Origin of the sequence: Microvirga arsenatis (assembly GCF_009910705.1) — a bacterium.
GTDB lineage: Bacteria > Pseudomonadota > Alphaproteobacteria > Rhizobiales > Beijerinckiaceae > Microvirga > Microvirga arsenatis.
Genome location: NZ_JAAAXJ010000001.1, coordinates 301,421 through 314,569 on the forward strand (window position 1 = coordinate 301,421; position 13,149 = coordinate 314,569).

The 13,149-nt window shown below is 67.9% G+C and carries 15 protein-coding genes; 14 read left to right on the forward strand and 1 reads right to left on the reverse strand.

Annotated features, from left to right (window positions below; translation table 11 throughout):
* Positions 1-4 precede the first annotated feature (4 nt).
* The 10 genes from GR303_RS01420 (at position 5) to GR303_RS01465 (ending at position 8,502) form a co-directional block, all read left to right on the forward strand.
* Positions 5-817 (forward strand): segregation and condensation protein A, encoded by an 813-nt coding sequence (locus tag GR303_RS01420; protein WP_161721618.1) that lies wholly within the window; start codon positions 5-7, stop codon positions 815-817.
* Positions 807-1,538 carry an SMC-Scp complex subunit ScpB gene (scpB, locus tag GR303_RS01425; protein WP_161721619.1) on the forward strand — a complete coding sequence of 244 codons (732 nt, stop codon included), beginning with the start codon at positions 807-809 and terminating at the stop codon, positions 1,536-1,538. Before GR303_RS01420 ends, scpB begins: the two co-directional genes overlap by 11 nt.
* Positions 1,535-2,659, forward strand: coding sequence for an ABC transporter ATP-binding protein (locus tag GR303_RS01430; RefSeq protein WP_161721620.1), 1,125 nt, complete (start codon positions 1,535-1,537; stop codon positions 2,657-2,659). The genes scpB and GR303_RS01430 overlap by 4 nt, the downstream gene beginning before the upstream one ends.
* Positions 2,660-2,715: 56 nt before the next feature.
* A complete protein-coding gene (locus tag GR303_RS01435; RefSeq protein ID WP_161721621.1) occupies positions 2,716-2,958 on the forward strand; it encodes a twin-arginine translocase TatA/TatE family subunit in 243 nt (80 codons plus the stop codon).
* 66 nt (positions 2,959-3,024) lie between these two features.
* A complete protein-coding gene (tatB, locus tag GR303_RS01440) occupies positions 3,025-3,594 on the forward strand; it encodes a Sec-independent protein translocase protein TatB (protein ID WP_161721622.1) in 570 nt (189 codons plus the stop codon).
* Positions 3,591-4,394 (forward strand): twin-arginine translocase subunit TatC, encoded by an 804-nt coding sequence (gene tatC / locus GR303_RS01445; protein ID WP_161721623.1) that lies wholly within the window; start codon positions 3,591-3,593, stop codon positions 4,392-4,394. The genes tatB and tatC overlap by 4 nt, the downstream gene beginning before the upstream one ends.
* Positions 4,395-4,494: 100 nt before the next feature.
* Positions 4,495-5,856 (forward strand): serine--tRNA ligase, encoded by a 1,362-nt coding sequence (gene serS, locus GR303_RS01450; protein ID WP_161721624.1) that lies wholly within the window; start codon positions 4,495-4,497, stop codon positions 5,854-5,856.
* 3 nt (positions 5,857-5,859) lie between these two features.
* The gene (gene surE / locus GR303_RS01455; protein ID WP_161721625.1) at positions 5,860-6,621 is read left to right on the forward strand and encodes a 5'/3'-nucleotidase SurE; all 762 of its coding nucleotides are present in this window, start codon (positions 5,860-5,862) and stop codon (positions 6,619-6,621) included.
* A 16-nt stretch (positions 6,622-6,637) separates the two neighbouring features.
* The gene (locus tag GR303_RS01460; protein WP_161721626.1) at positions 6,638-7,321 is read left to right on the forward strand and encodes a protein-L-isoaspartate O-methyltransferase family protein; all 684 of its coding nucleotides are present in this window, start codon (positions 6,638-6,640) and stop codon (positions 7,319-7,321) included.
* Positions 7,322-7,470: 149 nt separating this feature from the next.
* Complete coding sequence (locus tag GR303_RS01465; protein WP_343231965.1) at positions 7,471-8,502, forward strand: M23 family metallopeptidase; 1,032 nt, start codon at positions 7,471-7,473, stop codon at positions 8,500-8,502.
* A gap of 87 nt (positions 8,503-8,589) precedes the next feature.
* Here GR303_RS01465 and GR303_RS01470 read toward each other — a convergent pair whose 3' ends face one another.
* Complete coding sequence (locus GR303_RS01470) at positions 8,590-9,465, reverse strand: ATP-binding protein (protein WP_161721628.1); 876 nt, start codon at positions 9,463-9,465, stop codon at positions 8,590-8,592.
* Positions 9,466-9,834: 369 nt separating this feature from the next.
* Between GR303_RS01470 and yajC the strand changes: the two genes are divergently transcribed.
* The 4 genes from yajC (at position 9,835) to GR303_RS01490 (ending at position 13,148) form a co-directional block, all read left to right on the forward strand.
* Positions 9,835-10,113, forward strand: coding sequence for a preprotein translocase subunit YajC (yajC, locus tag GR303_RS01475; RefSeq protein ID WP_201751847.1), 279 nt, complete (start codon positions 9,835-9,837; stop codon positions 10,111-10,113).
* Between the two features lie 88 nt (positions 10,114-10,201).
* Positions 10,202-11,809, forward strand: a complete 1,608-nt coding sequence (gene secD / locus GR303_RS01480) for a protein translocase subunit SecD (protein WP_161721630.1) — start codon at positions 10,202-10,204, stop codon at positions 11,807-11,809.
* 12 nt (positions 11,810-11,821) lie between these two features.
* Complete coding sequence (gene secF / locus GR303_RS01485) at positions 11,822-12,760, forward strand: protein translocase subunit SecF (protein ID WP_161721631.1); 939 nt, start codon at positions 11,822-11,824, stop codon at positions 12,758-12,760.
* A 4-nt stretch (positions 12,761-12,764) separates the two neighbouring features.
* The gene (locus GR303_RS01490) at positions 12,765-13,148 is read left to right on the forward strand and encodes an Mth938-like domain-containing protein (RefSeq protein ID WP_161721632.1); all 384 of its coding nucleotides are present in this window, start codon (positions 12,765-12,767) and stop codon (positions 13,146-13,148) included.
* Position 13,149: the final 1 nt, after the last annotated feature.

Below are 13,149 nucleotides of genomic sequence, written 5' to 3' on the forward strand. Positions count from 1 at the left end.
GCGGATGGCAAAGCCCTTACCCTTCGAGGATGTCGAGCTGAACGAGCGCGCCGAGAGCGAGCCGGCCCTGTTCGTCGACGTGGACGGGTTCGAAGGTCCCCTGGACCTGCTGCTGGAACTCGCCCGCCGCCAGAAGGTGGACCTCCACCGCATCTCGATCCTGGCCCTGGCCGAGCAGTACATCGCCTTCATCGAGGAGGCGCGCCGCCTGCGCCTGGAGCTGGCGGCCGACTACCTCGTGATGGCCGCCTGGCTCGCCTACCTCAAGTCGCGCCTGCTGCTGCCCGAGCCGCCCAAGGGCGAGGAGCCGAGCGCCGAGGAGCTGGCCTCGGCCCTTGCCCTGCGCCTGCGCCGCCTGGAGGCGATCCGCGAGGCGGCCAAGCGGATGGGCGAGCGCGCCTGGCTGGGCCGGGACGTGTTCGCCCGCGGCGCCCCGGAGCCGGTGGTCGTCAACAGGGACGCGCGCTACGAGGCGAGCCTCTACGACCTGCTCAAGGCCTATGCCCAGCAGCGGCAGATCCGGTTCAACTCGCGGGTGTCCCTGCACAAGCGCAATGTCTGGTCCCTGATCGAAGCCCGGGAGGCCCTGGAGCGCCTGGTCGGCCACCTGAGCGACTGGGTCACCCTCGATACCTATCTGATGGAATACATGGTCGAGCCCGCCATGCGCCCGACCGTCCTGGCCTCGGCCCTGTCCGCGACGCTCGAAATGGTGCGCGAAGGCAAGCTCACGATCCGGCAGGACGAGGCTTTTGCTCCGGTCTGGGTCAAGCCGGTTGCCGATCGGCCCGAGGCGGGAGTTGGAGATGCTGCCTGACATGCAGGAAGAAGCCCCCGAGACGATGGACGACGAGGCTCCCGAAGTCAGCCAAGGGCCCGATCATGTGCCCGATCACGGCGAAGCCATGCGCATCGCCGAGGCGCTGCTGTTCGCCTCCGCCGCTCCCTTGAGCGCCGAGGAGCTCACCGGGCGTCTGCCGGAAGGGGCGGACGTGGAGAAGATCCTCCACGACCTGACCGAGCTTTATGCGCTGCGGGGCGTCAACCTGGTCAGGGTTGCCGGCAAGTGGGCCTTCCGCACGGCGAGCGACCTGTCCTTCGTGCTCGCCCGCGACGTGGTCGAGCAGCGCCGGCTGTCGCGGGCCGCCATGGAGACGCTGGCCATCATCGCCTATCACCAGCCGGTCACCCGGGCGGAGATCGAGGAGATCCGCGGCGTCGCCACCTCCAAGGGCACCATCGACACCCTGCTCGAAACGGGCTGGATCCGCCTGAGGGGGCGCCGGAAGGTGCCGGGCCGCCCCGTGACCTACGGCACGACGCCGGCGTTCCTGGAGCATTTCGGCCTCGATGCCATCGAGGACCTGCCGGGCCTCGAAGAGCTGAAGGGGGCCGGCTTCCTGGAGGGCCGCGTCCCCTCGGACTTCTCGGTGCCGACGCCCTCCGATGCGGAGGCCCTGCGCGAGGACGAGGACCCCCTCGACGACGATCTCCTGCAGCCTCTGGACATGCACCAGACCGAGGCGGGCGAGGAATGACGGCCAGGCCCGCCGGCTCCGCCCTCGACCGGTTCCGCCTGCCCCGGTGGGGCCAGCGCGGCACGGCAGGGGCCTCGATCCCGGCCCAGCTCACCTTCGAGAACATCGTCCAGGCCTATGGCAGCCAGCGCGCCCTCGACGGCGTCTCGCTCACCATCGAGCCGGGCGAGATCGTCTGCCTGCTCGGCCATTCCGGCTGCGGCAAGACCACCCTCCTGCGCATCGCGGCGGGCGTCGAGGCGCCGACCTCCGGCCGCGTCCTCATGGATCGCCTGGAGGTCAGCGGACCGGGGGCCTTCCTGGAGCCGGAGAAGCGGGGCATCGGGCTGATGTTCCAGGACTACGCCCTCTTCCCGCACATGACGATCCTGCAGAACATCATGTTCGGCCTGAAGGATCTTTCCGCCTCCGAGGCCGGCATCGCCGCGCGTCGGGCCCTGTCCCGGGTCGGCCTCGAGCATTTTGCCGACGAGTACCCTCACACGCTCTCCGGCGGCGAGCAGCAGCGGGTCGCGCTCGCGCGCTCCATCGCGCCGCGCCCCGGCGTGCTGCTCATGGACGAGCCGTTCTCCAACCTCGACCGGCGCATGCGCGACGCCATCCGCGACGAGACCGTCGCAATTCTGAGAGAAACCGGCGCTACGACGATCGTTGTGACCCACGATCCCGAGGAAGCCATGCGGATCGCCGACCGGATCGTCCTGATGCGGGCGGGAACGATCATCCAGCAGGGCGAAGCCGAGGAGATCTACCGGCGACCCGCCAGTCTCTTCGCTGCGCGGTTCTTCTGCGACTTCAACGAGCTCGAGGGCGTGGTCCGCAACGGGCAGGTGACCTGCCCCGTGGGCGTCTTTCCCGCGCCGCATCTGCCGGACGGCGCGGCCATCGTCTGCGTGCGCCCGCAGGGGCTCAGGCTCAAGCCCGCCGGCTTCTGCCTGCCGGGCCGCGTGGTCTCCCGCCGGTTTCTGGGCGAGGTCGATCTGGTCCATATCGACGTGCAGGGCGTCGACCGCCCGCTCCAGGCCCGCATCCACGATCCCGCCGGCGTGAGGGAGGGGCAGGATGTGGGCATCGAGGTCGAGACGAAGGATGTCCTTGTTTTCGCCGCGTCCGACGCATAGGTTGACGCCGAGTTATTGACCAAACGCCGCGCCGCTCCCGGCGCAGGAGGATTGCCATGGGTGGCACGAGTATCTGGCACTGGATCGTTGTGGGTCTGATCGTTGTCCTGCTCTTCGGACGCGGCAAGATCTCCGATCTGATGGGCGACGTCGCGAAGGGCATCAAGGCCTTCAAGAAGGGCATGTCCGAGGACGAGACCGCGGCGAAGCCCGTGCAGCCCGCCGAGCCGGTTCGGACCATCGACCACCAGAACGGTACGACCACCACCACTGTGACGACCGACCACAAGGTCGGCTGAGCTTCGGGCGCCGCCCCTGGGTGGCGCTCTTGTGTGAGTACCCGAGGGCAGGTTCGAGGCCGCGTCATGTTGGACATGAGCTGGGGTGAGATCATGGTGATCGGCGCCGTCGCGCTGATCGTGATCGGCCCGAAGGATCTGCCGAAGGCCCTGCGCACCGTGGGGCAGGTGACCGGCAAGCTTCGCCGCATGGCGGCGGAGTTCCAGGGTCAGTTCCACGAGGCCATGCGCGAGGCCGAGCTCGACGACGTGAAGAAGCAGCTTCAGGGCATGAACGAGTCCGTCTCGTCCCTGAACACGAGCTTCAACCCGATCCAGACCATCCGGGACGAGATCAAGACCTCCATCGAGGCGCCCGTCACCGAACCGGAGAAACCGGCCGCCCAGGAGGGGGCGCCGGAGGCTGCCTCCGAGGCCGCTCCGCTGTCCTCCGACGCCTCGGTCCAGGCGGTGGTGGAGGGCCGGGTGGCGGCCCCCGCGAACGATCCCCTGGCCGATCTGCCGCCTCCGCCACCGATCGACATCGACCCGGCGGCGGACATCGCCGAATCCCTGCGGCGCGAGGCCGAGTACGAGGCCCAGCAGGCGGCTCTCGCCGCGCAACTCTCAGAGAAACCGGACGCGAAAGTCGGATGACCACCGCCGTTGAACAGGACGAGGTCGAGGCATCGCGCGCGCCTCTGATCGAGCATCTGACCGAGCTGCGCTCCCGCCTCATCAAGGCGCTTGCGGCCTTCGTGGTGATGTTCTTCGTCTGCTTTGCAGTCGCCAAGTACATCTACAATGCTCTGGTGTGGCCCTATGTGCTTGCCGTCGGCTCGCCCGAGGCGGCGCGTCTCGTCTATACCCACGGCCTCGAATACCTGTTCACGCAGATCCAGGTGGCGGCCTTCGGGGCAGGCTTCCTCGCCTTCCCGGTCATCGCCATGCAGGTCTACAAGTTCGTGGCGCCGGGCCTCTACAAGAACGAGCGGCGGGCCTTCCTGCCCTATCTCGTGGCGACCCCCATCCTCTTCGCGGTCGGCGCGGCCTGCGTGTACTTCATCGCGATGCCGCTCCTCATGCGCTTCTCGGTCGGCATGCAGCAGCTGGCGGTGGAATCCGGGCCGACCATCGAGTTCCTGCCCAAGGTCAGCGAGTACCTGTCGCTGATCATGACCCTGATCTTCGCCTTCGGCATCTGCTTCCAGCTTCCCGTGATCCTGACCCTGCTGGCCCGGGCCGGGATCATCGATTCGCAGTTCCTGAAGGACAAGCGGCGCTACGCCATCGTCATCGTCTTCGTGATCGCCGCCGTTCTCACCCCGCCGGACGTGATCAGCCAGTTCGCCCTTGCGGTCCCCACCTTGCTTCTTTACGAGGCGTCCATCTTCTCCGTCCGCATGGTCGAGAAGAAGCGCGCGGAAGCCGAGGCCGCGCGCGCGGCAGAGGAATAGGGAGCGCAAGCTCCCCGCACCGGCCGCCACATCCTCGGCACAAGTTGAAGGGCGGTCTTGTCGAAGGGGCGGGGCCGCTTCACGAGGCAGGTCCCATCCGATGCACGACATCCGTTCCATCCGCGAGAATCCCGCGGCTTTCGACCAAGGCCTCCGGAACCGGGGCATGGAGCCCTTGTCCGCGCGCCTGATCGCCCTCGACGACCGGCGCAAGAGCGCCGTCTCGGCCCTGCAGGCCGCCACCGAGCGCCGCAACGCCCTCTCCAAGGAGATCGGCCAGGCCAAGGCCAAGAAGGACGAGGCTCGGGCGCAGGAGCTGATGGCCGAGGTCGCCCGGATCAAGGAGTCGATGCCGGAGCTGGAGGAGGCCGAGCGCGCCGCCGAGAAGGCCCTGTTCGAGGCCCTGGCCGGCATCCCGAACATCCCGAAGGCGGAGGTGCCTGTCGGCGCCGACGAGCACGGCAACGTGGAGCGCCACCGGGTGGGCAACCCGAGGAACCTCGCGGCCGCGCGGCAGCATTTCGAGATCGGCGAGGCCCTCGGACTGATGGATTTCGAGACCGCGGCGAAGCTCTCCGGCTCGCGCTTCGTGGTGCTCAAGGGCGGGCTCGCGCGCCTGGAGCGGGCGCTTGGCCAGTTCATGATCGACCTGCACGTCACCGAGCACGGCTACACGGAGGTGAACCCGCCGCTGCTGGTGCGTGACGAGGCCATGTTCGGCACGACGCAGCTGCCGAAATTCGAGGAAGACCAGTTCTGGGCCTTCCCGGGCAGCGCGCTCTGGGAGATCGTGTCCGCCGCCCTCGACGGCCAGCCCCGCGAGGCCGTGGCCAGGATGGTCAAGGACGCCCGCTACGGTCTGATTCCGACCGCGGAGGTGACGCTGACGAACCTCGTGCGCGAGCAGATCCTTTCCGAGGAGGAGCTGCCCCTGCGCTTTACCGCGCTCACCCCGAGCTTCCGCGCCGAGGCGGGATCGGCCGGTCGCGATACCCGCGGCATGATCCGCCAGCACCAGTTCGTGAAGTGCGAGCTCGTCTCGATCACCACGCCGGAGACTTCGGCCGACGAGCACGAGCGCATGCTCGCCTGCGCCGAGAACGTGCTTAAAAAACTGGAGCTGCCGTTCCGCACCATGACGCTCTGCACCGGCGACATGGGCTTTGCCTCGACCAAGACCTACGACATCGAGGTCTGGCTGCCGGGGCAGGGGGCCTATCGCGAGATTTCGAGCTGCTCGGTCTGCTCGGACTTTCAGGCCCGCCGCATGAACGCCCGCTACCGCCCCGCGGGCGAGAAGCAGCCGCGCTTCGTGCACACGCTCAACGGCTCCGGCCTTGCGGTCGGCCGCACGCTGGTGGCGGTGCTGGAGAACTATCAGAACGAGGACGGCAGCGTCACGATCCCGTCGGTGCTCCAGCCCTATATGGGCGGCGTGACCCGCATCGAGCGTCAGGCCTGAAGCATGCGCATCCTCTGCACCAACGACGACGGCATCCATGCTCCGGGGTTGAAAACCTTGGAAGCTATTGCTCGCGAGTTGTCGGACGATGTCTGGGTGGTCGCGCCGGAGACGGACCAGAGCGGCGTCGCCCACTCGCTCTCGCTCAACGATCCCTTGCGCCTGCGCGAGGTCTCCAGCCGGCATTTCGCCGTGAAGGGCACGCCCACCGATTGCGTGATCATGGGCGTGCGCCACCTCATGCGGGACGCCAGGCCCGACCTGGTGCTCTCCGGCGTGAACCGGGGGCAGAACGTGGCGGAGGACGTGACCTATTCCGGCACGGTGGCGGGCGCCATCGAGGGGACGATCCTCGGCATTCCCTCCATCGCGCTCTCCCAGGCCTATGGCCCGGCGACGCGCAATGCGCCCCGCTGGCAATGCGCCGAGCATCACGGGCCCAAGGTGGTGCGCAGGATCCTCGAGGCCGGGATCGACAAGGGCATCCTGGTCAACGTCAACTTCCCGGATTGCGAACCTCAGGAAGTCGAGGGGACGGCTCTCGTCAACCAGGGCCAGCGCACGCAGGAGCTCCTGCGCCTCGACGAGCGCCGGGACGGGCGCGGCAACCCCTATTTCTGGATCGCCTTCGAGCGGCATCCCTTCACGCCCGGCAACGGCACGGACCTCTGGGCCATCGCCAACCGGCGCATCGCGGTGACGCCGCTGCGGATCGACATGACCGACGAGCCGACGCTCACCCGCTATGCGCAGGCCTTCGGCTGATGGGGATGCGGACGCGATGAACGAGAGCCTGCCGTCCCTGCCCGAAGCGGAGGCCCGCGACGAGCAGGCGGCCATCGGCGCTGCCTCCTTCATCCTGTCCCTGAGGGCCAAGGGAATTCGTGATACAGCCCTGCTGCGCGCCATGGAGCTGGTGCCGCGGGAGGTCTTCGCCCCGCGCCGCTTCACGGACCTCGCCCGAACCGACGTCGCCCTGCCGCTGCCCTGCGGCCAGACCATGACGGGCCCCGCCACCGTGGCCGCGATGCTGCTGGCGCTCGGCGTTCAGCCCGGCCAGCGGATCCTGGAGATCGGAACCGGCAGCGGCTACGTGACCGCCCTGCTGGCACGGCTCGGGGCGGAGGTGACCTCGGTCGAGCGGTTCAACACCCTGGCGGAGAGCGCGGCCCAGCACCTGAAGATCGTGGATGCGGGCCGGGTGCGCCTGGAGGTGGGAGACGGCCTGGCGACGCGGGTTCGGGACCGGTTCGACCGCATCCTGCTCAACGGGGCCCGCCCCGAGATCCCGGAGGCCGTCATCTCCCTGCTGCCGCCCGGCGGCCGCCTGGTCGGAGCGCTGACCCTGGAAGGGATGCCGCGCCTCGTGACGATCGAGCGCGACGGGAAAGGGGACCTGGGGCAAAGCCTCGGAGGATCGCTGCGAATCTCTCCCCTCGTCACCGGAGTTGCGGCCACGCTCTGACCGATTCGAAAATATTCGAACACGGTTGCGACAAAATGGTTGCCGTCAACCGTTACTTAACCTGAACAGGCTTTTAATGGCCCCATCGAGTTGCGTTCGGTTGGGGTTGAGTGATGCGGTTGCGTACAGGTTCCAGGCATTGGGTTGCGGTGTCTCGGATCGCTCTGGTGGGCTTGATCGGCAGTGCGGCTGCGGCATGCAGCACGGACACGGCGCGCTTCTCGCAGAGTCCCTTCTCAAACCCCTTCGCCGCCAGCGAGCGGGTGGAAGGCGCCTCCGGCGCTCCCTCCCAGCCCCAGGCATCCCCGTCCCACGCCGCGGCCCCCATGCCGACGGCCCCGGTCCAGGCGCAGGCCCTGCCGCCCGTGCAGACCCAGCCGCTGCGCACCGTCGCCGCTCCCGCTGCCATCCAGCCGCGCGCCGTTCCGGCCGCTCAGACCGCTTCGGCCCAGCCCAAGTTCCGCCTCGTCGACACGTCCAAGGTTCCCGCCGCCACCACGCCGGTCGCCACAGCGGAGCCCGCCAAGCGCGTCCGTCCCGGCATGACCTCCACGGCGCAGGCTCCGGCTCCGGCGGCTCCCGCCTCCGGCAAGGCGGCTCCCGTGCAGGTGGCCTCCGCGACCGACGAGCCCCTCGTCTCCGCCCCGAAGCCCCTGGTCTCGGCGCCCAAGCCTGCGGAGCAGCCCAAGGTCGCGGCTCTCGCCCAGCCTGAGCCCGTGAAGCCGGCCGCCGCCGTCCAGCCGGCTGCTCCGGCTCCGCAGCCGGAGGCCGCCAAGGCTCCCGCGCCGGAGCCCGAGCAGACCGCGAGCGTGTCGGGCGACTTCCGCTGGCCCGCCCGGGGCCGCGTCATCGCCGGCTTCGGCGCCAATGGCGGCAACGAGGGCATCAACATCGCCGTGCCCGAAGGCACCCCGGTCAAGGCAGCCGAAGCGGGCGTCGTGACCTATGCGGGCAGCGAGGTGAAGGGCTACGGCAACCTCGTTCTCATCCGGCACGAGAACGGCTACGTCTCGGCCTATGCCCACAATGCCTCGCTCAACGTGAAGCGCGGCGACCAGGTCAAGCGCGGCCAGGTGATCGCCACCTCCGGCCAGACCGGCAACGTGACCTCGCCGCAGCTGCACTTCGAGATCCGCAAGGGTGCGCAGCCCGTGGATCCCCTGAAGTATCTCGGCGGCTGATCCCGGACGCAATTTCGGTCGGCGTTCGACCTTTGGCGCTGACCCGATGAGGGGACGGTGGAGCTCAGCCACCGTCCCTTTGCCGTTTCAGATCGCCTTTCCGAGCCGGCCGGCGAGATCCTGGATGAACTGCCAGGCGGTGCGGCCGGAGCGGGCCCCGCGGGTGGTGGCCCATTCGAGGGCCTCGGCGCGGATCGCCTCCCGGTCCGCCTCGAGGCCGAGATGGTCGACATAGCCGAAGACCATGTCGAGATATTCGTCCTGGCTGCACTTGTGGAAGCCGAGCCAGAGGCCGAAGCGATCGGACAGCGACACCTTCTCCTCCACCGCCTCGCCGGGATTGATCGCAGTCGAGCGCTCGTTCTCCATCATGTCGCGGGGCAGGAGGTGGCGGCGGTTCGAGGTGGCGTAGAAGATCACGTTGTCGGGCCGGCCCTCGATCCCGCCCTCCAGCACCGCCTTGAGGGACTTGTAGGACGTGTCGTCGGCATCGAAGGACAGGTCGTCGCAGAACACGATGAAGCGGTGCGGGTCTGTCCGCAGGAGGCCCATGAGCTCGGGCAGGGTCTCGATGTCCTCCCGGTGGATCTCGATCAGCTTCAGGGGCCGGGCCTCGGCGGGCCTGGCATGATTGATCTCCGCATGGACCGCCTTGACCAGGGAGGACTTGCCCATGCCGCGGGCGCCCCAGAGCAGGGCGTTGTTGGCCGGCAGGCCCCGGGCGAAGCGCCCGGTGTTCTCCGCCAGCTGGTCCCGCACCCGATCGATGCCGCGCAGCAGGCTCATCTCGACCCGGTTGACCTTCGGGACCGGGGAGAGCCTGCGGCCTGCCGCTTGCCAGACGAAGGCGTCGGCGGCCGTAAAATCCGCGTGAGGCGAGGCCACGGGGGCGAGGCGCTCAAGGGCAGCGGCGATGCGCGTCAAAAGCGCCAGGGTTTCAGGAGAATTGAGGTCTGCGGGCATGTCGAACACGGTGATCCGGGGTGGGTAAGGGGATTGCTTAGCGCGGAAAGCGTCAAACGGTCCACGGAGAGGCCTTTGGAAAGTCTGGCATCGGACCCAAAAGTGGAAGCCACTTTTGGGGGCAATCCGATGCTTTCTTCTTAGAAAGGCACATCGTTGGGCGCGGAAAACCGGTACCCACTTTTCCGCACGATGTGCCTGCAACTTCATTGATTTCGCGGACTCGATGGGTATAGTCCGCCACGCTTTGAATCCCGTCCGGCGCGGGTAGGCCCGAAAAGTGCCTGCCACGCGCCTTTATCCATGGAGAGCCGCTTGTTCATTTCGCCTGCCTTCGCACAAGGGGCCCCTGCCGGGGGCGGAACGGAGATGATCCTTCAATTCGTTCCGTTCATCCTCATATTCGTCATCATGTGGTTCCTGATCATCCGGCCCCAGCAGCGCCGGGTGAAGGCCCACCAGGAGATGATCAAGAACGTGCGCCGGGGCGACACGATCGTCACGTCGGGCGGCATCATCGGCAAGGTGACCAAGGTCACCGAGGACGCGGCCGACATCGAGATCGAGATCGCGGAGGGCGTCAGGGTGAAGGTGGCCCGGGCCATGATCTCCGACGTCCGTTCCAAGAGCGAGCCGGTCAAGGCCTGATTGAGACAAGGCCGGCCCGTTCCGGAGCGGACGGGCCGGTTGGCCGCATCGGCATGCGGCAGAGAGTGTGAGAAAGGTTGAGCTGACGATGCTGCGCTTCTCCAGATCGAAGATCATCGCCACGGTAGCGGTCATCGTGATCGGCCTGCTTCTTGCGGTCCCGAGCACCATGACCCGCGAGCAGCGTCAGGCCTATCTGAATGCCATCCCGAGCTGGGTTCCGTCCTGGCTCGTTCCCTCCCGCGCCATCGTGCTCGGCCTCGACCTGCAGGGCGGCTCCCATGTCCTCCTCGAGGTGGACCGGCAGGACCTGCTGCGCACCCAGATCATCACCCTGCGCGACGACGTCCGCCGCATCCTGCGCGACACCCGCGTCGCGTCCCAGAACGGCATCCAGACCGTCCAGCGCGGCGTGCAGATCCGGGTTCCCGACGCGGCGGACCGCGAGCGGCTGCTGCCGCGGCTGCGCGAGCTGGCGCAGCCCGTGGGCAACGCCATGCTTGGCCAGACGGGCGGCAACACCATCGAGATCAACACGACCCCGGACGGCGTGATCACCCTGACCTATACCGAGGTCGGCATCAACGAGCGCGTGCGCCGTGCCGTCGACCAGTCCATCGAGGTCATCCGCCGCCGCGTGGACGCCACCGGCACCACGGAACCCAGCATCCAGCGCCAGGGCGCCGACCGCGTCCTCGTCCAGGTTCCGGGCTTGCAGGATCCGCAGCAGCTCAAGGCGCTGCTCGGCGAGACCGGCAATCTCGAGTTCCGCCTGCTGGCCCAGCCCGGCGCGACCGATGTGGACATGCTGCCCATGCAGGATGCGGGGGGGCAGCGCGTCCCGGTCGAGCGGCGGATCATCGCCGAGGGCGGCGATCTCGTCGATGCGCAGCCGGCCTTCGACAGCCGGACCAACCAGCCCATCGTCAACTTCCGCTTCAACATCCGCGGCGCCCAGCGCTTCGGCCAGGCGACGACGGAAAACCTCGGGCGCCAGCTCGCCATCGTGCTCGACAACCAGGTGATCTCCGCGCCCACCATCCAGTCGCCGATCACCGGCGGCTCGGGCCAGATCTCCGGCAGCTTCACCGTGGAGCAGGTGAACAACCTCGCCGTGCTGCTCCGCTCCGGCGCCCTGCCGGCCAAGCTCACCATCGTCGAGGAGCGCACCGTCGGCCCCGGCCTCGGACGGGACTCCATCGAAGCCGGCAAGATGGCCACCTATGTCGCGGCCATCTTCGTGATCATCTTCATGTTCGCCACCTACGGCCTCTTCGGCCTCTTCGCGAACATCGCGCTCCTCGTCCATGTGGGCCTCATCTTCGGCCTCATGTCGGTGCTCGAGGCCACGCTGACCCTGCCCGGCATCGCCGGCATCGTGCTCACCATCGGCACGGCCGTGGATTCCAACGTGCTGATCTACGAGCGCATCCGCGAGGAGGTCCATGCGGGCCGGTCCATCGTGTCGGCCATCCAGGCCGGCTTCGACCGGGCCTTCGCCACCATCGTCGATTCCAACAGCACCATGGCGATCGCGGCCGTGATCCTGTTCTTCCTCGGCTCCGGCCCCGTGCGCGGCTTCGCGGTCGTGTTCATTCTCGGCATCCTGACGACGGTGATCACCGCCGTCACCCTGACGCGCATGATGATTGCGCTCTGGTACCACTGGATGCGTCCCAAAGCTCTTCCGTTCTAAGGAGTGCGTATCGTGCGCCTCGTCCGCCTCTGGCCCGAAAACTCCCATTTCGACTTCATGCGCTTCAGGCGCTTCTCGTTCCCGTTGTCGGCGCTCATCTCGGTGCTGACGGCGCTGATGCTCTTCACCGTCGGCCTGAACTTCGGCATCGACTTCAAGGGCGGCACGCTCATGGAGATCCAGGCCAAGTCCGGCCAGGCCGATGTCGCCCGCATCCGCAGCACCGCCGAGGGCTTCGGCTTCGGCGACGTTGAGGTGCAGGAGTTCGGCAATGCCGGCGAGGTCTCGCTGCGCTTCCCGATCCAGCCGGGGGGCGAGGCCGGGCAGGCGGCGGTGGTGCAGAAGGCCCGCGACACCTTCGGCGCGGATTACGAGTTCCGCCGCGTGGAGACCGTGGGACCGCGCGTCTCGGGCGAGCTCGTGCAGTCCGGCACCATCGGCGTCGTGCTCTCGGTCATCGCGGTTCTGTTCTATCTCTGGTTCCGCTTCGAGCGGGAGCTCGCGGTCGCCTCCATCATCGGCACGCTGCACGACATCGTGCTCACCATCGGCTTCTTCGTGATCACGCGGCACGAGTTCAACATGACCTCGATCGCGGCGATCCTCACCATCGTGGGCTACTCGCTCAACGAGACGGTGGTGGTGTTCGACCGAACACGAGAGCTCATGCGCCGCTACAAGACGATGCCGACCGAGGAACTGCTGAACCTGTCGATCAATCACACCATGTCCCGCACGGTGATGACGGCGGCCACCACCGCGCTCTCGCTGCTGGCGCTGGTGCTGTTCGGCGGTCAGGCGATCCAGGGCTTCGCCCAGGTCATGCTCTACGGCGTCATCATCTGCACGTACTCGGCCATCTGCATCTCGTCGCCGATGCTGATCTATATCGGCCTGCGCGGCTCGGAAGCCGTGAAGGTTCCGGAGGGCAGGGCCGCCGCAGCGGAGTAGGATCATGAGCTCTGGCCGCCTCTACGACGGGTTTTTGCCAGGCCGTTACCAGTTCGATGCCTATGGCAATGGCGGCTTCCGCTTCGCGGACATGTCCCATCGGGGCTCGCTTCTGGCGCTCCCGTCCGGGATCAGGGCCTGGCCTGTCGCCTCCCTGGCCGACCTGACGGACGAGGCGCTCGATCCGATCTTTGCGGAGGGCGACGCGCTCGAGCTCCTGCTCCTCGGGACCGGCGCCGAGATCGCGGCGCTCCCGGCGGCGTTCCGGGCACGCTTCAAGGAGGCCGGGATCGGCCTCGACGTGATGCAGACGGGCGCGGCCGCGCGCACCTACAACATCCTGCTCGCCGAGAACCGCAAGGTCGGCGCAGCCCTGATCGCCGTTTAAG

Coding starts and splice junctions, on each gene's coding strand:
- scpB (WP_161721619.1), top strand. CDS start 807: ATGCTGCCTGACATGCAGGAAGAAGCCCCCGAGACGATGGACGACGAG.
- GR303_RS01420 (WP_161721618.1), top strand. CDS start 5: ATGGCAAAGCCCTTACCCTTCGAGGATGTCGAGCTGAACGAGCGCGCC.
- tatC (WP_161721623.1), top strand. CDS start 3,591: ATGACCACCGCCGTTGAACAGGACGAGGTCGAGGCATCGCGCGCGCCT.
- GR303_RS01430 (WP_161721620.1), top strand. CDS start 1,535: ATGACGGCCAGGCCCGCCGGCTCCGCCCTCGACCGGTTCCGCCTGCCC.
- GR303_RS01490 (WP_161721632.1), top strand. CDS start 12,765: ATGAGCTCTGGCCGCCTCTACGACGGGTTTTTGCCAGGCCGTTACCAG.
- GR303_RS01435 (WP_161721621.1), top strand. CDS start 2,716: ATGGGTGGCACGAGTATCTGGCACTGGATCGTTGTGGGTCTGATCGTT.
- secD (WP_161721630.1), top strand. CDS start 10,202: ATGCTGCGCTTCTCCAGATCGAAGATCATCGCCACGGTAGCGGTCATC.
- tatB (WP_161721622.1), top strand. CDS start 3,025: ATGTTGGACATGAGCTGGGGTGAGATCATGGTGATCGGCGCCGTCGCG.
- serS (WP_161721624.1), top strand. CDS start 4,495: ATGCACGACATCCGTTCCATCCGCGAGAATCCCGCGGCTTTCGACCAA.
- yajC (WP_201751847.1), top strand. CDS start 9,835: ATGATCCTTCAATTCGTTCCGTTCATCCTCATATTCGTCATCATGTGG.
- GR303_RS01470 (WP_161721628.1), bottom strand. CDS start 9,465: ATGCCCGCAGACCTCAATTCTCCTGAAACCCTGGCGCTTTTGACGCGC.
- GR303_RS01460 (WP_161721626.1), top strand. CDS start 6,638: ATGAACGAGAGCCTGCCGTCCCTGCCCGAAGCGGAGGCCCGCGACGAG.
- surE (WP_161721625.1), top strand. CDS start 5,860: ATGCGCATCCTCTGCACCAACGACGACGGCATCCATGCTCCGGGGTTG.